Source organism: Thauera aromatica (genome assembly GCF_023093595.1).
GTDB classification, from domain to species: domain Bacteria; phylum Pseudomonadota; class Gammaproteobacteria; order Burkholderiales; family Rhodocyclaceae; genus Thauera; species Thauera aromatica_A.
The window spans coordinates 24,808-49,228 of record NZ_JALLIK010000108.1; the positions used below are offsets into that span (position 1 = coordinate 24,808).

At 68.5% G+C, this 24,421-nt stretch carries 21 protein-coding genes; 15 read left to right on the forward strand and 6 right to left on the reverse strand.

Annotation, left to right across the window (positions count from 1 at the left end):
* Positions 1 to 10: 10 nt before the first annotated feature.
* The 11 genes from mraY to MXC99_RS13760 all read left to right on the forward strand — a co-directional run bounded on the left by mraY (position 11) and on the right by MXC99_RS13760 (position 11,904).
* Positions 11 to 1,099, forward strand: coding sequence for a phospho-N-acetylmuramoyl-pentapeptide-transferase (mraY, locus tag MXC99_RS13710; protein WP_247725991.1), 1,089 nt, complete (start codon positions 11 to 13; stop codon positions 1,097 to 1,099).
* Positions 1,096 to 2,493: a UDP-N-acetylmuramoyl-L-alanine--D-glutamate ligase gene (murD, locus tag MXC99_RS13715; RefSeq protein ID WP_247725992.1), complete on the forward strand. Its 1,398-nt coding sequence runs from the start codon at positions 1,096 to 1,098 to the stop codon at positions 2,491 to 2,493. The genes mraY and murD overlap by 4 nt, the downstream gene beginning before the upstream one ends.
* Entirely contained in the window at positions 2,490 to 3,725 is a 1,236-nt protein-coding gene (gene ftsW / locus MXC99_RS13720) for a putative lipid II flippase FtsW (RefSeq protein WP_247725993.1), read from the forward strand. The genes murD and ftsW overlap by 4 nt, the downstream gene beginning before the upstream one ends.
* Positions 3,722 to 4,792: an undecaprenyldiphospho-muramoylpentapeptide beta-N-acetylglucosaminyltransferase gene (gene murG, locus MXC99_RS13725; RefSeq protein ID WP_247725994.1), complete on the forward strand. Its 1,071-nt coding sequence runs from the start codon at positions 3,722 to 3,724 to the stop codon at positions 4,790 to 4,792. The genes ftsW and murG overlap by 4 nt, the downstream gene beginning before the upstream one ends.
* Positions 4,789 to 6,204 (forward strand): UDP-N-acetylmuramate--L-alanine ligase, encoded by a 1,416-nt coding sequence (gene murC / locus MXC99_RS13730; protein WP_247725995.1) that lies wholly within the window; start codon positions 4,789 to 4,791, stop codon positions 6,202 to 6,204. Before murG ends, murC begins: the two co-directional genes overlap by 4 nt.
* The gene (locus tag MXC99_RS13735) at positions 6,201 to 7,115 is read left to right on the forward strand and encodes a D-alanine--D-alanine ligase (protein ID WP_247725996.1); all 915 of its coding nucleotides are present in this window, start codon (positions 6,201 to 6,203) and stop codon (positions 7,113 to 7,115) included. Before murC ends, MXC99_RS13735 begins: the two co-directional genes overlap by 4 nt.
* Positions 7,108 to 7,965: a cell division protein FtsQ/DivIB gene (locus MXC99_RS13740; RefSeq protein WP_247725997.1), complete on the forward strand. Its 858-nt coding sequence runs from the start codon at positions 7,108 to 7,110 to the stop codon at positions 7,963 to 7,965. The genes MXC99_RS13735 and MXC99_RS13740 overlap by 8 nt, the downstream gene beginning before the upstream one ends.
* Entirely contained in the window at positions 7,962 to 9,191 is a 1,230-nt protein-coding gene (ftsA, locus tag MXC99_RS13745) for a cell division protein FtsA (protein WP_247725998.1), read from the forward strand. Before MXC99_RS13740 ends, ftsA begins: the two co-directional genes overlap by 4 nt.
* Before the next feature lie 123 nt (positions 9,192 to 9,314).
* Positions 9,315 to 10,460, forward strand: coding sequence for a cell division protein FtsZ (gene ftsZ / locus MXC99_RS13750; RefSeq protein WP_247725999.1), 1,146 nt, complete (start codon positions 9,315 to 9,317; stop codon positions 10,458 to 10,460).
* Between the two features lie 222 nt (positions 10,461 to 10,682).
* Positions 10,683 to 11,606, forward strand: coding sequence for a UDP-3-O-acyl-N-acetylglucosamine deacetylase (gene lpxC, locus MXC99_RS13755; RefSeq protein WP_247726000.1), 924 nt, complete (start codon positions 10,683 to 10,685; stop codon positions 11,604 to 11,606).
* A 109-nt stretch (positions 11,607 to 11,715) separates the two neighbouring features.
* Entirely contained in the window at positions 11,716 to 11,904 is a 189-nt protein-coding gene (locus tag MXC99_RS13760; RefSeq protein WP_247726001.1) for a hypothetical protein, read from the forward strand.
* A gap of 39 nt (positions 11,905 to 11,943) precedes the next feature.
* Here the strand turns inward: MXC99_RS13760 and MXC99_RS13765 are convergent, their stop codons facing one another.
* Positions 11,944 to 12,375, reverse strand: coding sequence for a DUF721 domain-containing protein (locus MXC99_RS13765; protein ID WP_247726002.1), 432 nt, complete (start codon positions 12,373 to 12,375; stop codon positions 11,944 to 11,946).
* Positions 12,376 to 12,462: 87 nt separating this feature from the next.
* Here MXC99_RS13765 and secA point away from each other — a divergent pair, with 87 nt between their 5' ends.
* The 4 genes from secA to MXC99_RS13785 all read left to right on the forward strand — a co-directional run bounded on the left by secA (position 12,463) and on the right by MXC99_RS13785 (position 18,445).
* Complete coding sequence (gene secA, locus MXC99_RS13770) at positions 12,463 to 15,189, forward strand: preprotein translocase subunit SecA (protein ID WP_247726003.1); 2,727 nt, start codon at positions 12,463 to 12,465, stop codon at positions 15,187 to 15,189.
* Between the two features lie 108 nt (positions 15,190 to 15,297).
* A complete protein-coding gene (argJ, locus tag MXC99_RS13775) occupies positions 15,298 to 16,536 on the forward strand; it encodes a bifunctional glutamate N-acetyltransferase/amino-acid acetyltransferase ArgJ (protein WP_247726004.1) in 1,239 nt (412 codons plus the stop codon).
* A 127-nt stretch (positions 16,537 to 16,663) separates the two neighbouring features.
* Positions 16,664 to 18,040 (forward strand): adenylosuccinate lyase, encoded by a 1,377-nt coding sequence (purB, locus tag MXC99_RS13780; protein WP_247726005.1) that lies wholly within the window; start codon positions 16,664 to 16,666, stop codon positions 18,038 to 18,040.
* An 87-nt stretch (positions 18,041 to 18,127) separates the two neighbouring features.
* Complete coding sequence (locus MXC99_RS13785) at positions 18,128 to 18,445, forward strand: DUF2322 family protein (RefSeq protein ID WP_247726006.1); 318 nt, start codon at positions 18,128 to 18,130, stop codon at positions 18,443 to 18,445.
* A gap of 297 nt (positions 18,446 to 18,742) precedes the next feature.
* On the opposite strand, the gene secF is transcribed toward MXC99_RS13785, so the two are convergent.
* The 5 genes from secF to queA form a co-directional block, all read right to left on the reverse strand.
* Positions 18,743 to 19,675 carry a protein translocase subunit SecF gene (gene secF, locus MXC99_RS13790; RefSeq protein WP_247726007.1) on the reverse strand — a complete coding sequence of 311 codons (933 nt, stop codon included), beginning with the start codon at positions 19,673 to 19,675 and terminating at the stop codon, positions 18,743 to 18,745.
* 24 nt (positions 19,676 to 19,699) lie between these two features.
* Entirely contained in the window at positions 19,700 to 21,580 is a 1,881-nt protein-coding gene (gene secD, locus MXC99_RS13795) for a protein translocase subunit SecD (protein ID WP_247726008.1), read from the reverse strand.
* 109 nt (positions 21,581 to 21,689) lie between these two features.
* Entirely contained in the window at positions 21,690 to 22,016 is a 327-nt protein-coding gene (gene yajC, locus MXC99_RS13800; protein WP_247726009.1) for a preprotein translocase subunit YajC, read from the reverse strand.
* 92 nt (positions 22,017 to 22,108) lie between these two features.
* Complete coding sequence (gene tgt, locus MXC99_RS13805) at positions 22,109 to 23,269, reverse strand: tRNA guanosine(34) transglycosylase Tgt (RefSeq protein WP_247726010.1); 1,161 nt, start codon at positions 23,267 to 23,269, stop codon at positions 22,109 to 22,111.
* Positions 23,259 to 24,323 carry a tRNA preQ1(34) S-adenosylmethionine ribosyltransferase-isomerase QueA gene (gene queA / locus MXC99_RS13810; protein ID WP_247726011.1) on the reverse strand — a complete coding sequence of 355 codons (1,065 nt, stop codon included), beginning with the start codon at positions 24,321 to 24,323 and terminating at the stop codon, positions 23,259 to 23,261. Before queA ends, tgt begins: the two co-directional genes overlap by 11 nt.
* Positions 24,324 to 24,421: the final 98 nt, after the last annotated feature.

Sequence of the window (24,421 nt, forward strand, 5' to 3'; positions counted from 1 at the left end):
GACAGACCCTATGTTGCTGGAACTCGCTCTCTGGCTCGGCCAGGACATCCGCGGCTTCAACGTCTTCGGCTACATCACGCTGCGGACGGTGCTCGCTGCGCTGACCGCGCTGACGATCTCGCTCGTCGCCGGGCCGGGCGTGATCCGCTGGCTCGCGGCGAAGAAGATCGGCCAGGCGGTGCGCGACGACGGCCCCAAATCGCATCTGACCAAGGCCGGTACCCCGACCATGGGTGGGGCCCTGATCCTGATCGCGATCGGCCTCACCATGCTGCTGTGGGGCGACCTCGCAAACGACTACCTCTGGGTCACCCTGCTGGTGACGCTCGGCTTCGGTGCGGTGGGCTGGGTCGACGACTGGCGCAAGGTCGTGCACCGTGATCCGAAAGGGCTCGCCAGCCGCTGGAAATACCTGTGGACTTCGGCCATCGCCCTGGCGGCGGCGCTGTACCTCGGCGCGACGGCGAGCACGCCGGCCGAAACCGAGCTGATCGTGCCGTTCTTCAAGGCCGTCGCCTACCCGCTGGGGATTGTCGGCTTCGTCGCCCTGAGCTATTTCGTGATCAACGGCACCAGCCACGCGGTCAACCTCACCGACGGCCTCGACGGCCTGGCGATCATGCCCACGGTGATGGTGGCCGGGGCGCTGGCGATTTTCGCCTACGTCGCCGGCCACGCCGGGTTCGCCAAGTACCTCGGCGTCCCCTACGTCGCCGGCGCGGGCGAGCTGGCGGTGTTCTGCGGCGCGATCTGCGGCGCGGGGCTGGGCTTTCTGTGGTTCAACGCCTATCCGGCGGAAGTCTTCATGGGCGATGTCGGCGCCCTTGCGCTCGGCGCCGCGCTCGGCACGATCGCGGTCATCGTGCGCCAGGAGATCGTGCTCTTCATGATGGGCGGGCTGTTCGTCGCCGAAACCCTGTCGGTGATGCTGCAGGTGCTGTACTTCAAGGCCAGCGGCGGCAAGCGCATTTTCCGCATGGCGCCGCTGCACCACCACTACGAGCTCGGCGGCTGGAAGGAAACCCAGGTCGTGGTCCGCTTCTGGATCATCACCATCATGCTGGTGCTGTTCGGGCTGTCGACGCTGAAACTCAGATGAGCATCCTCACCGGAAAACACGTCCTCATCCTCGGCCTTGGCGAGTCGGGCCTGGCGATGGCGCGCTGGTGCGCGCTGCGCGGTGCGCGCCTGCGCGTGGCCGACAGCCGTGCGGCGCCGCCGGGGCTGGAAGCGCTGCGTGCCGAGGCGCCGCTGGCGGAGCTCGTCACTGGCGCGTTCGGCGAGGAAGTGCTCGACGGCATCGATCTGGTGGCGCTGAGTCCGGGGCTCGACCCGCGCGCCGGTGTCGCCGCCGCCGCGCGCCGCCGCGGCCTGCCGCTGACCGGCGAGATGAGCCTGCTGGCGCAGGCCCTGGACGAACTCGGCGTGCGCGCGCAGACCCGCATCCTCGCCGTCACCGGCACCAACGGCAAGACCACCACCACTGCGCTGACCGCGGCGCTGGCGCAGTCCGCCGGCATCGACGCGGTGGCGGCCGGCAACATCAGCCCGGCCGCGCTCGATGTGTTGATGGAACGGCTGGAAGCCGGGGCGGCGCTGCCGCAGTGCTGGGTGCTGGAGCTGTCGAGCTTCCAGATCGAAACGATGCACGGCCTCGACCCGGACGCGGCGACGGTGCTCAATATCAGCGACGACCACCTCGACCGCTACGCCGGAATCGAAGAATACGCCGCGACCAAGGCCAGGATTTTCCAGGGTGCCGGCGTGCAGGTGCTCAACCGCGACGATGTGCGGGTGGCGGCGATGGCCCTGCCCGACCGCCGCGTGATCCGCTTCGGCTCCGCGGCTGCGGCGGGAGACGACTACGGCATCGCCGCGGGCGCGGGCGGCGACTGGCTGGTGCGCGGCGGCGAGCGCCTGCTCGCGCTCGCCGAGCTGGCGCTCGCCGGCCGCCACAACGCCGCCAACGCGCTCGCCGCGCTGGCGCTGTGCGAAGGCGGGCTGGGGATCGCGCCGCAGCGCCTGCTCCCGGGGCTGACCGCCTTTCGCGGCCTGCCGCACCGGGTCGAGCTGGTCGCCGAGCGCACCGACGGCGTGCGCTTCTACGACGATTCCAAGGGCACCAACGTCGGTGCCACGGTGGCCGCGCTCGAAGGCATGGACCGCCCGGTGGTGCTGATCGCCGGGGGCGACGGCAAGGGTCAGGACTTCGCTCCGCTGGGGCCGGCGCTGGCGCGCCGCGCGCGCGCCGCGGTGCTCTTCGGGCGCGATGCCGGACGCATCGCCGCGGCGGTCGCCGGGTGCGGCGTCGCGCTCGAGCATGCGCCCGACCTCGACGCCGCGGTGCTCCGTGCCGCGGCGCTGGCACAGGCCGGCGACGCGGTACTGCTGTCGCCGGCCTGCGCCAGCCTCGACATGTTCCGCAACTACGCCCACCGCGCCGAAGTCTTCGTCGCCGCGGTGCGCAGGCTGGCGGAGGTGAGCGCGCGATGAAGCTCGCCAGCAGGCTCTCCGGGCGCTTCGCCGTCGCCGCCGGACGTGCGGCGGGCGAAGCGCGTCCGCGCCCCCGTGGCCGTTTCGCGCCGGGCGGGACGCCGGCGCAGGAACTCGATCTGCTGCTGATCTGGTCGGCGGTCGGGCTGCTCCTGATCGGGCTGGTGATGGTGTATTCGGCCTCGATCGCCACGGCCGAGGGCAGCCGCTTTACCGGCTACCAGTCGCATTACTTCCTCATGCGCCACGCCGTGTTCCTGGCGATCGGCATCGGCCTCGGCCTGGTCAGCTTCCGCCTGCCGATGGCGCGCTGGCAGCAGCTCGCGCCGGCGCTGTTCGTGGCCGGGGTGGTGCTGCTGGTCGTGGTCCTGATTCCAGGGGTGGGGCGCGAAGTCAACGGCGCCCAGCGCTGGCTGTCGCTCGGCCCGGTCAACCTGCAGCCGTCCGAGCTGATGAAGATCTTCGCCGCGCTCTACGCCGCCGACTACACCGTGCGCAAGCTCGACGTGATGGGCAGCTTCATGCGCGGCTTCCTGCCGATGATGGTGGTGATCCTGTTCGTCGGCTTCCTGCTGCTGAGCGAACCCGACTTCGGCGCTTTCGTCGTCATCACCGTGATCGCCTTCGGCGTGCTCTTCCTCGGCGGGGTCAACGTCAAGGTGTTCGTCCTGCTGGCGGTGGCGGCGGTGATCGGCTTCATGATCCTGATCTGGACCTCGCCCTACCGCCGCGACCGCATCTTCGGCTTCATGGACCCGTGGCAGGATGCGTTCGGCAAGGGCTACCAGCTGTCCCACTCGCTGATCGCCTTCGGCCGCGGCGAATGGTTCGGGGTCGGCCTCGGGGGCAGCGTGGAGAAGCTGTTCTACCTGCCCGAGGCGCATACCGACTTCCTCCTCGCGGTGATCGCCGAAGAGCTCGGCTTCGTCGGGGTGGTGGTGGTGGTGGCGCTGTTCGCCGTGCTCGTGCATCGCGCCTTCATCGTCGGTCGCGAGGCGATCCGCCTCGAGCACTATTTTTCCGGACTGGTCGCGCAGGGCATCGGCCTCTGGATCGGCGTCCAGTCCTTCATCAACATGGGGGTCAACATGGGCTTGTTGCCCACCAAGGGCCTCACCTTGCCGCTGATGAGCTTCGGCGGCTCGGGCATCGTCGCCAACTGCATCGCGCTCGGCATCCTGCTGCGGGTCGACTGGGAAAACCGGCAACTGATGCGCGGAGGGCGGGCATGAGGACGCTGCTCGTCATGGCCGGTGGCACCGGCGGCCACATCTTCCCCGGGATCGCCGTCGCCGAGGCGCTGCGCGCCCGCGGCTGGCGCATCGTCTGGCTGGGCAACCCGGACGGGATGGAAGCGCGGATCGTGCCGGCGCACGGCTACGAAACCGTGTGGGTGCGCTTCGGCGCGCTGCGCGGGAAGGGCCTGGTGCGCAAGCTGATGCTGCCGGTGAACCTGCTGTCGGGCTTCTGGCAGGCCGTGCGCGCGCTGCGCCGGGTGAAGCCCGACGTCGTCCTCGGGATGGGCGGCTACATCACTTTCCCCGGCGGCATGATGGCGGCGCTGCTCGGCCGGCCGCTGGTGCTGCACGAGCAGAACTCGGTGGCCGGGCTGGCCAACCGCGTCCTCGCGCGCGTCGCCGACCGCGTGCTGAGCGGCTTTCCCGCGGTGCTCGAGCGGGCGGAGTGGATCGGCAATCCGGTGCGCGCCGACATCGCTGCGCTGCCGGCGCCGGTCGAGCGCTATGCCGGGCGCAGCGGCCCGCTGCGGGTGCTGGTGGTGGGCGGCAGCCTGGGGGCGGCGGCGCTCAACGCCGCGGTGCCGCAGGCGCTTGCCCGCCTTGCCCCGGAGCAGCGCCCGGTGGTGGTCCATCAGGCCGGCGGGCGCCAGCTCGAGGCCTTGCGCGAAGCGTACGCGAAGGCCGGAGTGGAGGCCGAGCAGCGCGCCTTCATCGACGACATGGCCGCCGCCTATGCCGCGGCCGACCTGGTGATCTGCCGCGCCGGGGCGCTGACCGTGGCCGAGCTCGCCGCGGCCGGCGTGGCCAGCCTGCTGGTGCCCTTCCCGCATGCGGTGGACGACCACCAGACCGGCAACGCGCGCTTTCTCGCCGCGCGCGGTGCAGCCTACCTGCTGCCGCAACCCGAACTCACCCCCGAACGCCTGGCCGGCATCCTCGCCAGCCTCGACCGCGGCCGCCTGCTGCAGATGGCCGAGCATGCGCGCGCGCTGGCGCGGCCGCAGGCCGCGGCGCAGGTCGCCGACGTCTGCGCGACGCTGGCCGGCGGAGACCGGACATGAAGCACAAAGTCAGGAACATCCATTTCGTCGGCATCGGCGGTGCGGGCATGAGCGGCATCGCCGAAGTGCTGGTCAACCAGGGCTTTCGCGTCAGCGGCTCCGACCTCGGCGACAACGCCGCCACCCGCAGGCTGCAGAACATGGGCGCACGCGTCGTCCGCGGCCACGATGCGGCCAACGTCGCCGATGCCGACGTGCTGGTGGTGTCGACCGCGGTGAAGGACGACAACCCGGAAGTCGCGGCCGCGCGCGCGCGGCGCATTCCGGTGGTGCCGCGCGCGCAGATGCTCGCCGAGCTGATGCGCTTCAAGAGCGGCATCGCCATCGCCGGCACTCACGGCAAGACCACCACCACCTCGCTGGTGGCGAGCATCCTCGCCGAAGGCGGCATCGACCCGACTTTCGTCATCGGCGGCCGGCTCAATGCCGCCGGGGCCAACGCGCGCCTGGGCAAGGGCGACTTCCTGGTGGCCGAGGCCGACGAGTCGGACGCCTCCTTCCTGCTGCTCAACCCGGTGCTGTCGGTGGTCACCAACATCGATGCCGATCACATGGACACCTACGGCCACGACTTCGGCCGGGTCAAGCAGGCCTTCGTCGATTTCCTCCAGCGCCTGCCGTTCTACGGCGTCGCGGTGCTGTGCGAGGACGATCCCAACGTGCGCGAGATCATCCCCCGGGTGTCGAAGCAGATCGTGCGCTACGGCCTGTCGCCGGGCGCCAACATCCGCGCCGAGAACGTCCGCGCCGCCGGCGGACGGATGCTGTTCGACTGCGTGCGGGTGAACGGCACGACCTCGCGGCTTGCGATCGAGCTCAACCTGCCGGGCCTGCACAACGTGCTCAACGCCCTGGCGGCGATCGCGGTCGCAACCGAAGTGCAGGTGCCCGACGCCGCGATCGTCAAGGCGCTGGCCGAGTTCAACGGCGTCGGCCGGCGCTTCCAGCGCTACGGTGAAGTGCCGCTGCCGAGCGTGGACGGCGCCGAGTCCGGCAGCTTCACCCTGATCGACGACTACGGCCACCATCCGGTGGAGATGGCGGCGACGATCGCCGCGGCGCGCGGCGCGTTTCCCGGGCGTCGCCTGCTGCTGGCCTTCCAGCCGCATCGCTTCAGCCGCACCCGCGACTGCTTCGACGACTTCGTCAAGGTCTTGTCGACGGCCGACGCGCTGCTGCTGGCCGAAGTCTACGCCGCCGGCGAGGCGCCGATCGTCGCCGCCGACAGCCGTGCGCTGGCGCGCGCGCTGCGGGTGGCGGGGGCGGTCGAGCCGGTGTTCGTCGAGGACATCGCCGACCTGCCGAAAATGATTCTTTCTGCCGCGCGCGCGGGCGACGTGGTGATCACCATGGGGGCGGGCAGCATCGGCACGGTGCCGGGCAAACTCGCCCGAATCGAGGACGCAGTGTGAACAAGGACTTCGGCAAAGTCGCGGTGCTGTTCGGCGGAGACTCCGCCGAGCGCGATGTTTCCCTGATGTCGGGGCGGGCGGTGCTGGCCGCGCTGCAGGGGGCCGGAGTCGATGCCCACGGCTTCGATCCTGCCGAGCGCGATCTGCATATCCTGAAGGAAGAGGGCTTCGCGCGCGTGTTCATCGCCCTGCATGGCCGCGGTGGCGAGGATGGCACGGTGCAGGGCGCACTCGAGCTGATGGGCATCCCCTACACCGGCAGCGGGGTGATGGCCTCGGCGCTGTCGATGGACAAGTGGCGCACCAAGATGGTGTGGCTGGCGAGCGGCCTGCCCACGCCGCGCTACGCGATCCTCGACGCCGACACCGACTGGGAGGCGGTGGTCGCCGAGCTGGGCCTGCCGATCTTCGTCAAGCCGGTGCACGAAGGCTCGAGCATGGGCGCGACGAAGGTGACCGCGCCGGGCGAGCTGAAGGCAGCGTGGGAACTGGCGGCGCGCTACGACCGCCTGGTGATCGCCGAGGAGTTCATCGCCGGGGAGGAGCTCACCGCGCCCTTTCTCGAAGACCGCGCGCTGCCGCTGGTGCGTATCGTCGCCCCCGGCGGCAACTACGACTACCAGCACAAGTATTTCACCGACGATACCCGCTACGACTGCCCCTGCGGCCTGCCCGCGGGCGAGGAGGCGGCGCTGCAGGCGCTGGTGATGAAATCGGCGCGCGTGCTCGGCTGCCGCGGCTGGGGGCGGGTGGACCTGATCCTGAACGCCGACGGCCGGCCCTACCTGCTCGAGATGAACACTTCGCCGGGGATGACCGGGCATTCGCTGGTGCCGATGTCGGCCCGCGTCGCCGGGCTGGAGTTCGCCGCGCTGTGCCTGAAGATCCTGGAGGGGGCCCGCCTTGGCTGAAGCGCGCGCCCATCCCGCGGCGATCCGTTCCGCCCGCCCGCGTGGAGCGGGCGCGCGACCGAGTGCAGAGAAAGGCGTGTGGCACCGACCGGCGCTGCTCGATCTGTTCTCCGATCTGCTCACGCTGGGCGCGGCCGTGGCGCTGGGCTGGGCGCTGGTGGCCTGGTTCGTGTCGCGCCCGTTGTTCCCGCTGCGCGAGCTGGTGGTGCTGACGCCGCCCGCCCACGTCACCGAGGCCCAGCTCGGATATGCGGCGCGTCTGGCGGTGCAGGGCAATTTCTTCATGGTCGACCTCGACGCCGTCCGGGCCACGTTCGAGAAGCTGCCCTGGGTGCGCAAGGCGGAAGTGCGCCGGCGCTGGCCCGATGCGCTCGAACTGCGGATCGAGGAGCACGAGGCGGTGGCGTACTGGACCGTGTCCGAAAGCGGCGAGGCGCGCCTGGTGAACCGCTACGGTGAAGTGTTTACCGCCGCGAGCAATGCCGATCTGCCCCAGTTCGACGGCCCGCAAGGCTCCGCCCGTACGCTGCTCGCGCGCCATGGCGAGTTCGCCGCGATGCTCCAGCCGCTGGGCTTGCGCCTGGTCGGCCTCGCGCTGTCGGCGCGCCAGGCCTGGCGGCTCCACCTCGACAACGGGATGACCGTCATCGTCGGCCGCGATCAGGACGAATCCCCGCTCGCCGAGCGGCTGCAGCGTTTCATCGCGGTATGGCCGCGGGTGCAGGACAATATCGACATCGACATCAAGGTCGCGGACCTGCGCTATCCAGGCGGCTTCGCGCTGACCCCGGCGGACGCCTCGGTGCTGTTGCCGGCGGCGTCGCCTGCTGGCAGGAAGGGCAAGAAATGAACAAGAACTACAAGGAACTGGTCGTCGGCCTCGACATCGGCACGGCCAAGGTCACCTGTCTGGTGGCCGAAGTGAAGCCTGACGGCCGCCTCGACGTGGTCGGCCTGGGCACGCAGCCGGCGAGCGGGCTCAAGCGCGGTGTGGTGGTCAATATCGAAGCCACGGTGGATGCGATCTCGCGGGTGGTGCAGGAGGTCGAGCTGATGGCCGAGTGCAAGATCCACGAGGTCTATACCGGCATCGCCGGCAGCCACATCAAGAGCTTCAATTCCAACGGCTCGTGGGCGATCAAGGAAAAGGAAGTGTCGGCGCTCGATGTCGAGCGCGTCATCGAAGTCGCGCGCGCGATGCCGATCCCGGCTGAACAGCAGATCCTGCACACCTTGACCCAGGAGTTCATCATCGACGGCCAGGGCGGCGTGCGCGAACCGATCGGGATGAGCGGAGTGCGCCTCGAAGTCAAGGTGCATATCGTCACCGGCGCGGTGTCGGCGGCGCAGAACGTGATCAAATGCGTGCGCCGCTGCGGCCTCGAAGTCCTCGACCTGAGCCTGCAGCCGCTCGCCTCGAGCCACGCGGTGCTGACCGAAGACGAGAAGGAGCTCGGCGTGTGCATGATCGACATCGGCGGCGGCACCACCGACATCGCCGTGTTCACCCAGGGCGCGATCCGCCATACCGCGGTGATCCCGGTGGCCGGCGACCAGATCACCAACGACATCGCGATGGCGCTGCGCACCCCGACCGCGGAGGCCGAGGAGATCAAGATCCGCCACGGCGTGGCGATGCACCAGCTCGCCGACCCCGAGGACATGATCGAGGTCCCCGGCGTGGGCGACCGGCCGCCGCGCAAGCTGTCGTGCCAGGCCCTGGCCGACGTCATCGAGCCGCGCGTGTCCGAGCTGTTCGAGCTCGTTCAGGCCGAGCTGCGGCGCAGCGGCTACGAGGAGCTGCTGTCTTCCGGGGTCGTGCTCACCGGCGGCTCGGCGGTGATGCGCGGCATGGTCGAGCTGGGCGAAGAAGTGTTCCACATGCCGGTGCGGATCGGCGCGCCGCAGTACGACGGCGGCCTTGCCGACGTGGTGTGCCAGCCGCGCTATGCGACCGCAATGGGTCTGGTGATGGAAGGCATGACGCAGCGCCGCCGCGGGCTGCAGACGCGCGAGGTGCGAAGCGTCAGGCAGGTGTTCGGGCGGATGAAGGCGTGGTTCGAACGGAATTTTTGACCAGGTTGCAGATCCCGGCCGGGCTGCATAAGTTTATTTAGTAGTAGACTGAAAAACACATACTAAATAGAAGCCGGCCGGGTTTGGTGTCGAGCAGGATCGTCAATTCAGGAGGCGAGGCAAATGTTTGAAATCGTTGAGAAGGAACCGTGCGGCACCGTCATCAAGGTGGTCGGTGTCGGCGGTGCTGGGGGGAACGCGGTCGATCACATGCTGCGCGAGGGCGTCAAGGGCGTGCAGTTCATTTCGGCCAACACCGATGCGCAGGCGCTCAAGCGCTGCCTCGCGCCGCTCAAGCTGCAACTCGGCAACAGCGGCCTGGGGGCCGGCTCCAAGCCCGAGGCCGGCCGCGCCGCCGCGCAGGAATCGCGCGACGAGATCGCCGCCGCGCTCGAAGGCGCGCACATGGTGTTCATCACCGGCGGCATGGGCGGCGGCACCGGCACCGGCGCCGCGCCGGTGGTGGCCGAGATCGCCAAGGAAATGGGCATCCTGACCGTCGCTGTGGTGACCAAGCCGTTCGATTTCGAGAACCGCATCCGCGTCGCCGAAAGTGGCGTGGAAGAACTCACCCGCCATGTCGATTCGCTGATCGTCGTGCTCAACGACCGGCTGCTCGACGTCTATGGCGATGACGCCGGTTTCGAGGAGTGCTTCCGCTCGGCCGACAACGTCCTGCGCTCGGCGGTCGGCGGCATCGCCGAGATCATCAACGTCCCCGGGCTGGTGAACGTCGACTTCCAGGACGTGCGCACCGCGATGGCGGAGATGGGGCGGGCGATGATGGGCTCGGCCGAAGCGGCCGGCATGGACCGTGCGCGCATCGCCGCCGAGCAGGCCGCGGTGTCGCCGCTGCTCGAAGGCACCGAGCTGTCGGGGGCGCGCTGCGTGCTGATCAACATCACCGCGAGCAAGTCGCTGAAAATGTCCGAAGTGCGTGACGCGGTGAGGACGGTGCAGGCGTTTGCCGCGCCCGAAGCTTTCGTCAAGTACGGCACGGTGTTCGACGACACCATGGAAGACCGCATCCGCATCACCGTGGTCGCCACCGGCCTGGGGGCGCCGCGCACCGCGCGCCAGCCGGTGATGCAGGTGGTGCAGGGTACCGGCACTTACGGCCCGGCGATGAGCAGCGCCGCGGGCGACGTGCATGGCCTCGACGTGCCGGCGGTGATGCGCAGCGGTCGCCGCACCACGGTCGAAGCGATGAGCACGAGCGGCGTCGGCACTTACGACATTCCCGCCTTCCTGCGCCGCCAGGCCGACTGAAGCGTTGCCGGCGGCCGCTTCCTGCGCCGCCCCTCCTGCCGTGCCGCCGCCTGCGGGCAGCGGGTGCGAGTCGCCGCCTCCGGTTCGTGACCGCTGCCTGCCCCATGCGGCAGCGTGCGTCTGCAACATCCGCTTGCGCAACGGCCTGGCGCGCGCGCTGCAGGGGCCCGGGCGGCAACGGGGGCACATGCTAAAATTCGTGATCGAAAAAGGAATCCGGTCATGATCAGGCAGCGCACCCTCAAATCCGTCGTCAAGGCCACCGGCGTCGGTCTGCATGGCGGACGCAAGGTGACCCTGGTCCTGCGCCCGGCCGCGCCCGACACCGGCGTCGTCTTCCACCGCATCGACCTCGATCCACCGCTGGCCCTGCCCGCCGACCCTTATGCGGTGTGCGACACGCGCATGTGTTCCGGCCTGGAAAAGGACGGGCACAAGGTCGGCACCGTCGAGCACCTGATGTCGGCGCTCGCCGGGCTGGGCATCGACAACCTCCATGTGGACGTCGATGCGCCGGAAATGCCGATCTTCGACGGCAGCTCCGCGCCCTTCGTGTTCCTGCTCCAGTCCGCGGGCATCGAAGAGCAGCCGGCGGCGAAGAAATTCCTCCGCGTCAGGAAAACGGTGGAGTACGTCGAAGGCGACAAGTGGGTCCGCCTCGAACCCTACGACGGTTTCCGCCTGAGCTTTTCGATCGTCTTCAACCACCCCGCGATCGACAGCACCTCGACCCAGGTCACGATCGACTTCGCCGAGCAGTCCTATGTGCGCGACGTCGCCCGCGCGCGCACCTTCGGCTTCATGCAGGACGTCGAGTTCATGCGTGCCAACGGCCTCGCCCTCGGCGGCAGCCTGGAAAACGCGATCGTGATGGACGAGTACCGCGTGCTCAACGCCGAAGGCCTGCGCTATGCCGACGAATTCGTCAAGCACAAGGTGCTGGACGCGATCGGCGACCTCTACCTGTGCGGCCATCCGCTGCTCGCCGCCTATTCGGCGCACAAGGCCGGGCATGCGCTCAACAACCAGATCCTGCGCGTGCTGCTGGAAGACCGCGAAGCCTGGGAAATCGTCAGCTTCGACCGGAGCGAAGCCACTCCGCCGGCGGTCGCGCACCAGTTCGCACCTTTCCCGGCGCTTGCCTGACACACGTGAATCGCCCCGGCTTCACGCCCGTTCTTTTCCCCGCCGTGTTCCCCGCCCTTGAGCGGCGGCCGGCGCCGCCCGGACGCCGTCCGCGGGGGAGGGCCGCGGCGTGCTGATCATGCGCTTCCTGCTGCTGCTGGCGGTGTTTGCCGTCGGCGGGGCGGTCGTCCTGTGGCTGCTGACCGGTAATCCGCGCTACAAGTCCTGGGCATGGAAGGCGTTCCGCATCGCCGTGGTCGTGCTCTTCCTGTTCCTCGCCCTGTTCGCGATCGAGCGCGTGCTGGCGCCGCTGGGCTGATTCCCGCTGGGCCGATTCCAGTCGCCGCTGCGGCCGGCCTCAGTCGCGCCCGCGCCGCACCAGGCGTTCGAGTGCTTCGCGCAAGGGCGCGTCGGCGGGCAGGCTTTGAGCGAAGACGCTGAGGCTGGCCTTGGCGTCGGCCGACATGTGGCGTTCGGTGCTCGGGCGGCGCCACTCGGGCTGTTCGGGCTGAGCCACTTTGACCCGGATCGACTGCACCGCATGGCCGGCGCGGGCGAAGTGCTCCACCAGGCTGGGCAGCATCTGCTTCAGCCGCACCGCGGCCGCCGCGCCGCGCGCACTGATCACGAGTGTGCCGTCCTTCAGGTTGGCGACCTGGCACTGGCCCGTCAGCGGCGACGGCAGTGCGGTTTCCAGCACGCTCTGCAGCCGGCGCAGGCGGACGACATGATCCTGCAGGTGGGCGAGGGCATCGCCGCGGGTGAGGAAGCGGTGGAGTAATCGAGCCATCGGGAAGACGAGATGAACCCTCGCGGGCTGCGTAGGTGCGCCATGATAAACTGCCGCCTTTGCCGAATCGACGTCGATCCTAAAAACATGCTCTCCGGCCTGCTCAAGAAAATCTTCGGTAGTCGCAACGACCGCCTCGTCCGTCAGTACCTTCAGACCGTGCGCAAGATCAATGCGCTGGAGGCGGAAGTTTCCGCTCTGTCCGACGAGGCGCTGCGCGGCAAGACTGCGGAATTCAAGCAGCGCGTGGCCAATGGCGAGACGCTCGACGCGATCCTTCCCGAAGCGTTCGCGGTGGTGCGCGAAGCCGGCAAGCGGGTGCACGGCATGCGCCACTTCGACGTCCAGCTCGTCGGCGGCATGGTGCTGCACCACGGCAAGATCGCCGAAATGCGCACCGGCGAGGGCAAGACCCTGGTCGCGACCCTGCCCGCCTATCTGAACGCGCTGTCGGGCAAGGGCGTCCATGTGATCACGGTGAACGACTACCTCGCCAGTCGCGACGCCGAGTGGATGGGGCGGATCTACGGCTTCCTCGGCCTGACCACCGGCTGCAACCTGTCGCGCATGTCGCATTCCGAGAAGCAGGCGGCCTATGCGGCGGACATCACCTACGGGACCAACAACGAATTCGGCTTCGATTACCTGCGCGACAACATGGTGTATGCCGTGGATGAGCGCGTGCAGCGCAGCCTGGACTTCGCCATCGTCGACGAGGTCGACTCGATCCTGATCGATGAGGCGCGCACGCCGCTGATCATTTCCGGCCAGGCCGAGGACCACACCGAGCTCTACCTCAAAATGAACCAGGTCGCGCCGCTGCTGAAAAAGCAGGAAGGCGGGCTCGACGACAAGGACGAGGTCACCGAGGCGGGCGACTACACGGTCGACCTCAAATCACACCAGGTGCTGCTGACCGAGCAGGGCCACGAGAGCGCCGAGCAGATCCTGGTGCGGATGGGGCTGTTGAGCGAAGGCGGCGGCCTGTACGATCCGGCCAACATCCTGCTGGTGCACCACCTGTATGCCGCGCTGCGCGCCCAGGCGCTGTACCACAAGGATCAGCACTACGTGGTGCAGAACGGCGAGGTCGTCATCGTCGACGAATTCACCGGTCGCCTGATGCCCGGCCGGCGCTGGTCGGACGGCCTGCACCAGGCGGTCGAGGCGAAGGAAGGGGTGCGCATCCAGGCCGAGAACCAGACCCTGGCCTCGATCACCTTCCAGAACTACTTCCGCATGTACGGCAAGCTCGCCGGCATGACCGGTACCGCCGACACCGAGGCTTTCGAGTTCCATTCGATCTATGGCCTCGAGACGGTGGTGATTCCCACCAACAAGCCGACCCAGCGCAAGGACGAGAATGACAAGGTCTATCGCACCGCGAAGGAAAAGTGGGACGCGGTGATCGAGGACATTCGCGCCTGCGTCGAGCGCGCCCAGCCGGTGCTGGTGGGCACGACCTCGATCGAGACCAACGAGTTTCTTTCCGAGGTGCTGAAGAAGGCGAAGATCGAGCACCAGGTGCTCAACGCCAAGCAGCACGACAGCGAAGCGCAGATCGTCGCCCAGGCCGGCCGCCCGGGGGTGGTCACGATCGCCACCAACATGGCCGGCCGCGGCACCGACATCGTGCTCGGCGGCAACATCGAGAAGCCGGTTTCGCTCGTGCGCGAGGACGCGTCGCTGTCGCCGGAAGAACAGGAAGCCAAGGCCGCGGCGATGCGTGCCGAATGGGCCAAGGTGCATGAGCAGGTGATCGCCGCCGGCGGCCTCCACATCATCGGCACCGAGCGCCATGAGTCGCGCCGCATCGACAACCAGCTGCGCGGGCGTTCCGGGCGCCAGGGCGACCCCGGCTCCAGCCGCTTCTACCTGTCGCTGGAAGATCCGCTGATGAAGATCTTCGCCGGCGAGCGCCTGAACGCGATCATGGTGCGGCTGAAGATGCCCGAAGGCGAGGCGATCGAGCACGCGATGGTGACCCGTTCGCTGGAGTCGGCGCAGCGCAAGGTCGAGCAGCGCAACTTCGACATCCGCAAGCAGCTGCTCGAGTACGACGACGTCGCCAACGACCAGCGCAAGGTCATCTACCAGCAGCGCAACGAGCTGCTCGAGAGCGAAGACATCTCCGAGACCATCCGCGCGATGCGCCAGGGCGTGCTGCACGACCTCTTCCGCCGCTACGTGCCCGCCGACAGCGTGGAGGAGCAGTGGGAGATCGGCGGCCTCGAGCAGGCGCTGCTGGCCGACTGCCAGATCAAGGTGGCGGCGGGCGAATGGATCCAGGCCGAGCCCAGTCTCGATGACGATGCCCTTCTCGAACGCATCCTCCAGGCCGGCGAGGACGCCTACGCCGCCAAGGTGGCGATCGTCGATCCGGCGGCGTGGCACCAGTTCGAACGCAACGTCATGCTGCAGAGCCTCGATTCGCACTGGCGCGAGCACCTCGCTGCGCTCGACCACCTGCGCCAGGGCATCCACCTGCGCGGCTATGCACAGAAGAACCCGAAGCAGGAATACAAGCGCGAGGCGTTCGAACTGTTCGAAGCCCTGCTCGACACCGTGCGCGCCGACGTCACCCGGATCCTGATGACGGTGCAGATCCGCACCGAAGCCCAGCTCGAAGCGGCCGAAGCGCCGCCGCAGGTCGAGAACGTGCAGTACCGGCATGCCGACTTCGACGAGGCGCTGGGCAACGCCGAGGGCGGCATGCAGCCGCCGGCCAGCGCCGCGCCCAAGGTCGGGCGCAACGACCCCTGCCCCTGCGGTTCGGGCAAGAAGTACAAGCACTGCCACGGCAAGCTGAGCTGATCCGTCCGCCGCAAGGTGCGGCGCCCGAGGGGGCCGCAGAAGGCCCGGAGCCTGCGCCCCGGGCCGCATCGCAGCAATCGAACACAACCATCGAAGGGCAATGATTCCATGGCCGTCAATCTCGTCACGCCGCCCCCTGCCGACCTGAAACCCGTTGCGGGCGTGCGCCTGGGCGTCGCCGAGGCCGGCATCCGCAAGGCCGGTCGCCGCGATCTCACCGTGATCGAGCTCGCCGCGGGCAGCCGTGTCGCCGGCGTGTTCACGAAAAACCGCTTCTGCGCGGCGCCGGTGCAGGTGTGCAAGGCGCATCTGCCCGGTGGCGCGGTCCGCGCGCTGGTGATCAACACCGGGGTGGCCAACGCCGGCACGGGCGAGTCCGGCCTCGCCCATGCGCGCGCGACCTGTGCCGCGCTGGCGCGGCAGATGGGGGTCGAGGCCGGGCAGGTGCTGCCGTTCTCGACCGGCGTGATCCTCGAACCGCTGCCGGTCGAGCGCCTGGTCGCCGGCCTGCCGGGGGCGGTCGCCGACTTGCGCGCCGACGGCTGGTTCGATGCCGCGCACGCGATCATGACCACCGACACGCTCGCCAAGGCGGTGTCGAAGCAGGTGTCGATCGGCGGGCGCACGGTGACGCTGACCGGGATCAGCAAGGGCGCGGGCATGATCCGGCCGAACATGGCGACCATGCTCGGCTTTCTCGCCTGCGACGCCGCGGTCTCGCAGGCGCTGCTCGATGCGCTGGTGAAGGAGGCGGCCGAGCTGTCGTTCAACAGCATCACCGTCGATGGCGACACCTCGACCAACGACTCCTTCATCCTGATCGCCACCGGCGCTGCCGGCAACGCCGAGATCGCCGATGCCGGCAGCGCCGACTACCGCGCCCTGCGCGATGCCGTGGTCGAGGTGTCGATCGCGCTCGCGCAGGCCATCGTGCGCGACGGCGAGGGCGCGACCAAGTTCATGACGATCGCGGTCGAAGGCGGCCGCGACCGCGACGAGTGCCGCAAGGTCGCCTACGCGGTGGCGCATTCGCCGCTGGTGAAGACCGCCTTTTTCGCCTCCGATCCCAACCTCGGGCGCATCCTGGCGGCGATCGGCTACGCCGGCATCGATGATCTCGACGTGTCGGCGCTGCGCGTGTGGCTGGGCAATCCGGACGAGTCGGTGCTGGTCGCCGAACACGGCGGGCGCGCCGCGTCCTACGTGGAGGAGGCGGGCGCGCGCATCATGCAGCACGCCGAGCTCACCGTACGCATCGCCCTCGGCCGCGGCGCCGCCGCGGCGACGGTGTGGACCTGCGACTTCTCCTACGACTACGTCAAGATCAACGCCGACTACCGGAGCTGAGGCGGGTCGAGCGCGATCGCCCGGTTTCGCGCCGTCAAGCTCCGCCCCCCTCTCGCCCGCCGTCTTTTGTTTTCTGCCGCGAAGGGGGCCGGCGTTAAAATAACCGCTTTTTCCGGAAGTTCCCGCCATGCCGAATGCCGTCCCGTCCCCGCTGACCGCCCTGTCCCCGCTCGATGGCCGTTACCACGGCAAGGTCGCGGGTCTGCGCGACCATTTTTCCGAGCACGGCCTGATCCGCAACCGGGTGAAGGTGGAAATCGAATGGCTGAAAGCGCTCGCTGCCGAGCCGGCGCTGGCCGAGATCGCGCCGTTCTCGGCGGCGACCATCGCCGAACTGGGCGCGGTCGTGGATGCGTTCTCGACCGCGGATGGCGAGGCGGTGAAGGCGATCGAGGCCACCACCAACCACGACGTCAAGGCCATGGAGTACTGGCTCAAGCAGCGCCTCGGCCACAACGCCGAAGTGATGAAGGTGTCCGAGTTCATCCACTTCGCGTGCACTTCGGAAGACATCAACAACACCTCGCACGCGCTGATGCTGCGCGAGGGCCGCGACGCCGTGCTGCTGCCCGCGCTCGACGCGGTGATCGCGCGCTTCCGCGAACTGGCGCACGCCCTCGCCGAGCTGCCGATGCTGTCGCGCACCCACGGCCAGCCCGCCAGCCCGACCACGCTCGGCAAGGAGATGGCCAACATCGCCGCGCGCCTGATGCGTGCCCGCGCAGCGGTCGCGGGGGTGGCGCTGACTGCCAAGTTCAACGGCGCGGTGGGCAACTACAATGCCCACCTGTCGGCCTGGCCGGCGTTCGACTGGGAGGGCTTCAACCGCCGCTTCATCGAATCCCTGGGGCTGCGCTTCAACGAATACACCATCCAGATCGAGCCGCACGACGCCATGGCCGAGCTGTTCGACGCCATTGCGCGCGCCAACACCATGCTGATCGACGCCTGCCGCGACATCTGGATGTACATCTCGCTCGGCTACTTCAAGCAGAAGCTCAAGGAAGGCGAGGTCGGCTCGTCGACGATGCCGCACAAGGTCAACCCGATCGACTTCGAGAACGCCGAAGGCAACTTCGGCATCGCCAACGCGGTGCTCAGGCACTTCTCCGAAAAGCTGCCGATCTCGCGCATGCAGCGCGACCTCACCGACTCCACCGTGCTGCGCAACATGGGCGTCGGTTTCGGCCACACGGTGCTCGCGCTGGACAGCTGCCTGCGCGGCCTCTCCAAGCTCGAGGCCGATCCGGCGCGCCTCGCCGCCGATCTCGACGAGTGCTGGGAAGTGCTCGCCGAGCCGGTGCAGACGGTGATGCGCCGCTACGGCATCGCCAACCCCTACGAGCAGCTGAAGGCGATGACCCGCGGCAAGGGTATCACCCGCGCGGCGCTGCAGGACTTCATCCGCACCCTGGCGATCCCCGCCGAGGCGCGCGAGCACCTGCTGGCGATGACGCCGGCGAGCTATGTCGGCAAGGCGGCGGAACTCGCCCGTCGCATCTGATCACTGCGTGGCTGCGGCCCGGCCGGGCCGTTGGCTGCATCCGTTGCGCGCCACCTGCGGGTGGCGTTTTCAATCCGGGAGAACCCGATGGCCTTCGCCGACAACCTGAAAACCTTGCCTGGCGTGTCGCATCTCGCCGCGCTGAAGCTGATCGACGCCGCCGACACGGTCGTCGCCACGATCGAGAACAAACCCGGCCAGGCCGGCTCGCTCGCGGTGTACAACCACCTCGCCCAGCTCTACGGCGCGATCTCGCCCGAGGCGGCGAGGAAGGGGCTGGAACTGTACGCCGAGCACACCGAGGATGCCCGCACCCATCCCGGCAAGCACCCCAACATCGACCGCCTGATCGGCCTCATCGAACGCGGCGAGACGCTCAAGGTGAAGCAGGTGTTTGCGGTCTGAGGCTGCTCTCTGCGGTAGACCTCGGAGTCGGTGGCCTGTCGCCAACTTCACGAGCGCCGAGGCGGAGGGCGTCGCGGGGGAAACAAGGCGACGCATGTTTGAGGCGCGTAGCGCCGAGTTTGCGTCGCCGCCCCCGCGACGTGCTCCGCCGAGGGTAGCCGAAGGCCGCGAGGGCAGGCGGCGACAGGCCACCGATTTCGAGGTCGGATCGAGGCCGCGCACACTACCGCCTGTGATTCCCGAGAAAAGCAAAAGGCGCCCGAAGAGCGCCTTTGCCGTATCGGGAAGACCGTGGCTTCAGACCACCGCCTCTTCCTTCTCCTTTTTCGGCTTCACGAACTGCTCGCGCGACACTCCCAGCCACATCACCAGCGGGCTGGCCACGAGCACTGAGGAGTAGATGCCGAAGCAGATGCCGATGGTCAGCGCCAGGGCGAAGTAGTACAGCGTCTCGCCGCCGAAGATCAGCATCGACAGCACCATGATCTGGGTGCTGCCGTGGGTGATCACGGTACGCGAGATCGTGCTCGTGATCGCGTGATCGAGCACGGCCGGGGTGTCCATGGCGCGCTTCTTGCGGAACGTCTCGCGCACGCGATCGAACACCACCACCGATTCGTTCACCGAGTAGCCCAGCACCGCCAGCACCGCGGCCAGCACCGGCAGCGAGAACTCCCACTGGAAGAACGCGAAAAAGCCCAGGATGATGATCACGTCGTGGAGGTTGGCGATGATCGCCGACACCGCGAAGCGCCATTCGAAGCGCAGCGCGAGATAGATCACGATGCCCAGGATCACCAGCAGAAGGGCCATCGCCCCGTCGGTGGCGAGCTCCTTGCCTACCTGCGGGCCGACGAACTCGACCCGGCGCAGTTCCGGTGCGCTCCCCGCCACCGATTTCAGCGTCGCCATGACGGTTTCCGACACCCGCGAAGTGTCCAGATCGTCGCGGTTGGGCAGGCGGATCAGCAGATCGCGGGCGCTGCCGAAGTTCTGCACCTGGGCGTCGGGATAGCCGCTGGCGGCGAGCGCCTCGCGGATCGGCTCGAGCCGGGGCGCTTCGGCGTAACTGACCTCGACCAGGGTGCCGCCGGTGAACTCCACCGACAGGTGCAGGCCGCGGGTGCTGAGGAAGAACACCGCGAGCACGAAGGTGAGCAACGAGATGACGTTGAACACCAGCGCGTGGCGCATGAACGGGATGTCTTTCTTGATGCGGAAGAATTCCATGATCCGGTTCCCTGTTTCGTCCGCTCAGCGCTTGGCGGCGGTGTCGGCCGCCGGCTTCCAGACCGTGCCGATCGACAGGCCGTCGATCTTGCGGCGGCGGCCGTAAATGAAGTTGATCAGCATCCGCGACACCAGGATGGCACTGAACATCGAGGTCAGGATGCCCAGGCAGTGCACCACGGCGAAACCGCGCACCGGGCCGGAGCCGAATACGAGCAGGGCGATGCCGGCGATCAGGGTGGTGATGTTGGAGTCGAGGATGGTGTCGAAGGCGCGGTCGTAGCCGGCGGCGATCGCTGCCTGCGGGCTGGCGCCGTTGCGCAGCTCTTCGCGGATGCGCTCGTTGATCAGCACGTTGGCGTCGATCGCCATGCCCAGGGTGAGCGCCATCGCGGCGATCCCGGGCAGGGTCAGGGTGGCCTGCAGCAGCGACAGCAGCGCCACCAGCAGCAGCAGGTTGGCGGCGAGCGCGACCGACGACACCAGGCCGAACAGCAGGTAGTAGGCGCACATGAACACGACGATCGCGAGAAAGCCCCACAGCGTCGAGTGGAAGCCCTTGGTGATGTTCTCCGCGCCCAGGCTGGGGCCGACGGTGCGCTCCTCGATGATCTCCATCGGCGCGGCGAGCGAGCCGGCGCGCAGCAGCAGGGCGACGTCGTTGGCTTCGGCGGTGGTCATGCGCCCGGAGATCTGCACCCGGCCGCCGCCGATCTCGCTGCGGATCACCGGCGCGGTGACGACTTCGCCCTGGCCTTTTTCGATCAGCAGGATCGCCATGCGCTTGCCCACGCTCTCGCGCGTGACGTCGCGGAAGATGCGTGCGCCGGCGGCATCGAGCGTCAGATGCACGGCGGGCTCGTTGGTCTGGCCGTCGAAGCCGGGCTGGGCATCGGTGAGGCGGTCGCCGGTGAGCACGACCTGCTTCTTGACCAGCAGCGGCGAGCCGCCGCGCTCGGTGTACAGCTCGGTGCCGAAGGGGATGCTGCCGGCCAGGGCCTGCTCGATGGCGCCCGGGGTGTCGTCGACCATGCGCACTTCGAGGGTGGCGGTGCGGCCGAGGATGTCTTTCGCCTTGGCCACGTCCTGCACGCCGGGTAGCTGCACGACAATCCGTTCGGCCCCCTGCTGCTGGATCACCGGCTCGGCGACGCCGAGCTCGTTGATGCGGTTGTGCAAGGTGGTGATGTTCTGCTTGATCGCGAAATCGCGCATCGTCTGCTGCGCCTGCGGGGTCAGGGTGGCGATGAGCTTGAGGTCGTCGGCGGCATCGTCGCGCTCGGCGAGCTGGAGGTCGGCGGTGGCGTCCTGGATCGCACGGCGGCCGGCTTCGCGCTGGGCGGGGTCGCGGAAGCGGACCACTACGGTGTTGCCTTCGCGGCTGATGCCGGCATGGCGCACGCTCTTGTCGCGCATCAGGGTGCGCAGGTCGCCGGTGGTGGCGTCCAGGCGCTTGGTCAGTGCCCCCGGCATGTCCACTTCGAGGAGGAAATGCACGCCGCCGCGCAGGTCGAGGCCGAGGTACATGGGCAGGGCCTGGATCGAGGTGAGCCAGTTCGGTGAAGCCGACAGCAGGTTCAGGGCGACGACGTAGGACGGGTCGGCGGGGTCGGGGTTGAACGCCTGCTCGATGACGTCCTTGGCGCGCAGCTGGGTTTCGGTGTCGGTGAAGCGCGCGCGTACGCTGCCGGGGTCGGCGAAAATGCCGGTGTGGTCGATGCCGGCGGCGCGCAGGGCGTTGCCGATGCGCTCGGTGACCGCGACCGAATCGAGCTTGAGGGTGGCCTTGGCGCTCGATACCTGCACTGCCGGCACTTCGCCGTAGAAATTGGGCAGGGTATAGATCAGGCCCCAGAGCAGCACGAGGCCGATGAGGATGTTCTTCCAGAGAGGGTAGCGGTTCATCGTCGGCGGGAAAGTGGAGGAGCGAGGCGGAAAGGCGCAGTGCGGAGGGCGCGGCGCAGGGCGGTGGAACGCACCGGCGGGTGGAGGCCCGCCGGTGTGCCGGCAGGCCTTACAGCGACTTCAGCGTACCCTTGGGCAGGACGGTGGCGACCGCCTGCTTCTGCACGGCGACCACGGTGCTGGCGGCGATCTCGACGTGCACGAAGCTGTCGCCGACTTCGGTGACGCGGCCGGCGATGCCGCCGCCGGTGACGACTTCGTCGCCCTTGGCAAGCGCCTCGACCATCGACTTGTGTTCCTTCGCGCGCTTCATCTGCGGACGGATCATCAGGAACCACAGCACCACGAACATCAGGATCAGCGGCAGCAGGCCCATCAGGCCGCCACTGGGGTCGGCAGCGCCCGCGGCCTGGGCGTAGGCATTGGAAATCAGCACGTTGAAACTCCGGTTGGGCAGAAAAGCGGTGAAGTATAGCAGCAGCCGGGATCGTGCCCGGGATGGGTGAGATGGCGCGCGCGCCGAACGGTTCAGGCGGTGCCGGTGGCGCGCTCGCGGTGAAAGCGCTGCACGTAGTGCGCGAACTCGCCGGCGACGATCGCCGCGCGCAGTTCGGCAGTGAGCGTCTGGTAGTAGCGCAGGTTGTGGACCGTGTTGAGCATGCTGCCGAGAATCTCGCCGCTGCGGTGCAGGTGGTGGAGGTAGGCGCGGCTGAAGTGGCGGCAGGTGTAGCAGTCGCACGACGGGTCGAGCGGCCGGGTGTCGGCCTTGTGCACCGCGTTCTTGATCTTGATGTCGCCGTAGCGGGTGAACAGCCAGCCGTTCCTGGCGTTGCGCGTGGGCATCACGCAGTCGAACAGATCGATGCCGGCGGCCACTCCGGCGACGATGTCCTCGGGCGTGCCCACCCCCATCAGGTAGCGCGGCTTGCCTTGCGGCAGGCGCGGCGCGGTGTGGGCGAGGATGCGCGCCATGTCTTCCTTCGGCTCGCCCACCGAGAGGCCGCCGATGGCGAAGCCGTCGAAGCCGATCTCCTCCAGCGCAGCCTGCGACTCGTCGCGCAGATCCTCGTACATGCCGCCCTGGACGATGCCGAACAGGGCGTTCCGTTTCTCCGGGGCGGCGTCCGGCTTGCCGTCCGCGCTGCCGCCCGGTTTGTTGCTCAGTTTGTCAAACTCGTCGCGCGAGCGCCGCGCCCAGCGCTGCGATAGCTGCATCGACTTCGCCGCCTCGTCGCGGGTGGCGGGGTAGGGCGTGCATTCGTCGAAGATCATCACGATGTCCGAGTTCAGCACGTGCTGGATCTGCATCGAAATTTCAGGCGTGAGGAACAGTTTCGCGCCGTCGATCGGGCTGGCGAACTTCACTCCTTCCTCGCTGATCTTGCGCAATGCGCCCAGACTGAAGACCTGGAAGCCGCCCGAGTCGGTGAGGATGGGCTTGTCCCAGGCCATGAAGCGGTGCAGGCCGCCGTGTGCACCGATGATCTCCAGCCCCGGGCGCAGCCACAGGTGGAAGGTGTTGCCGAGGCAGATCTGCGCGCCGATGTCGGCGAGCATCGCCGGCGTCATCGCCTTCACCGTGCCGTAGGTGCCGACCGGCATGAATACCGGGGTTTCGACCACGCCGTGGGCGAGCGTCAGGCGACCGCGGCGGGCGCCGCGGTCGGTGGCGAGGAGTTCAAAGTGCATCGTCTTCGGTTTCGTTCTTGCGGGTCAGGAACATCGCGTCGCCGTAGCTGAAGAAGCGGTAGCGGCGGGCGATGGCGTGGGCGTAGGCGCGGCGGATGGCGTCCATGCCGGCGAAGGCCGACACCAGCATCAGCAAGGTGGATCTGGGCAGGTGGAAGTTGGTGATCAGCGCATCGACGACCTGGAAGCGGAAGCCGGGGAGGATGAAGATTTCGGTCTCGCTGCTGCCCGCTTCCAGTGCGCCGTCCTGGGCGGCGGCTTCGAGCGCGCGCATGCTGGTGGTGCCGACCGCGATCACACGTCCGCCGGCGGCGCGGGTGGCGGCGATCGCGTCCACGGTTTCCTGCGGGATGACGTAGCGTTCGCGGTGCATGCGGTGTTCGCTGAGGTCATCCACCCGCACCGGCTGGAACGTGCCGGCGCCGACGTGCAGGGTCAGCCAGGCGCAGTTCGCGCCGCGCTCGGCCAGGCGGGAGAGGAGGGCCTCGTCGAAGTGCAGGCCGGCGGTGGGCGCGGCGACCGAGCCGGGATCGCGCGCGAACACCGTCTGGTAGCGGCTTTCGTCGGCATCCCCGGCGGCGCGCTGGATGTAGGGCGGCAGCGGCAGCTTGCCGTGGCGTTCGAGGAGGGTGAACAGATTTTCGCCGGCGGGAAAGCGCAGGTGGTAGAACTCGCCGACGCGGCCGAGCACTTCGACGTCGAACGCTTCGGCCAGGCGCAGCCGGCTGCCGGTCTTCGGCGACTTGCTCGCGCGCACCTGGGCGAGCGCCTCGTGCGGGCCGATCGCGCGCTCGATCAGGACTTCGACCTGGCCGCCGCTGTCCTTGACGCCGTGCAGGCGGGCATGGATGACGCGGGTGTCGTTGAACACGAGGAGGTCGCCGGGGCGTACCAGCGCGGGCAGATCGGCGATGCTCGCGTCGGCAAGCAGCGGCTCGGCGCCGGGGGCGGGGGTGACGACCAGCAGGCGGCTGGCGCTGCGCTCGGGCAGCGGCGCCTGGGCGATCAGCTCGGGCGGCAGCAGGTAGTCGAAATCGTCGAGGGTCAGGGACATTGCGGTGAACGTGAGAATGAAAGGGCGAGCCCTCGGCTCGGTGGGTGGGCAAGAGATCCTTCTCTCGCGCTTGCTGCAGCGGCGCTTGTTCGGAGATA

What these genes read in the sequence shown, in the direction of transcription:
- mraY (WP_247725991.1), top strand. Translation starts at nt 11, where the DNA reads ATGTTGCTGGAACTCGCTCTCTGGCTCGGCCAGGACATCCGCGGCTTC.
- murD (WP_247725992.1), top strand. Translation starts at nt 1,096, where the DNA reads ATGAGCATCCTCACCGGAAAACACGTCCTCATCCTCGGCCTTGGCGAG.
- ftsW (WP_247725993.1), top strand. Translation starts at nt 2,490, where the DNA reads ATGAAGCTCGCCAGCAGGCTCTCCGGGCGCTTCGCCGTCGCCGCCGGA.
- murG (WP_247725994.1), top strand. Translation starts at nt 3,722, where the DNA reads ATGAGGACGCTGCTCGTCATGGCCGGTGGCACCGGCGGCCACATCTTC.
- murC (WP_247725995.1), top strand. Translation starts at nt 4,789, where the DNA reads ATGAAGCACAAAGTCAGGAACATCCATTTCGTCGGCATCGGCGGTGCG.
- ftsA (WP_247725998.1), top strand. Translation starts at nt 7,962, where the DNA reads ATGAACAAGAACTACAAGGAACTGGTCGTCGGCCTCGACATCGGCACG.
- ftsZ (WP_247725999.1), top strand. Translation starts at nt 9,315, where the DNA reads ATGTTTGAAATCGTTGAGAAGGAACCGTGCGGCACCGTCATCAAGGTG.
- lpxC (WP_247726000.1), top strand. Translation starts at nt 10,683, where the DNA reads ATGATCAGGCAGCGCACCCTCAAATCCGTCGTCAAGGCCACCGGCGTC.
- MXC99_RS13765 (WP_247726002.1), bottom strand. Translation starts at nt 12,375, where the DNA reads ATGGCTCGATTACTCCACCGCTTCCTCACCCGCGGCGATGCCCTCGCC.
- secA (WP_247726003.1), top strand. Translation starts at nt 12,463, where the DNA reads ATGCTCTCCGGCCTGCTCAAGAAAATCTTCGGTAGTCGCAACGACCGC.
- argJ (WP_247726004.1), top strand. Translation starts at nt 15,298, where the DNA reads ATGGCCGTCAATCTCGTCACGCCGCCCCCTGCCGACCTGAAACCCGTT.
- purB (WP_247726005.1), top strand. Translation starts at nt 16,664, where the DNA reads ATGCCGAATGCCGTCCCGTCCCCGCTGACCGCCCTGTCCCCGCTCGAT.
- MXC99_RS13785 (WP_247726006.1), top strand. Translation starts at nt 18,128, where the DNA reads ATGGCCTTCGCCGACAACCTGAAAACCTTGCCTGGCGTGTCGCATCTC.
- secF (WP_247726007.1), bottom strand. Translation starts at nt 19,675, where the DNA reads ATGGAATTCTTCCGCATCAAGAAAGACATCCCGTTCATGCGCCACGCG.
- secD (WP_247726008.1), bottom strand. Translation starts at nt 21,580, where the DNA reads ATGAACCGCTACCCTCTCTGGAAGAACATCCTCATCGGCCTCGTGCTG.
- tgt (WP_247726010.1), bottom strand. Translation starts at nt 23,269, where the DNA reads ATGCACTTTGAACTCCTCGCCACCGACCGCGGCGCCCGCCGCGGTCGC.
- queA (WP_247726011.1), bottom strand. Translation starts at nt 24,323, where the DNA reads ATGTCCCTGACCCTCGACGATTTCGACTACCTGCTGCCGCCCGAGCTG.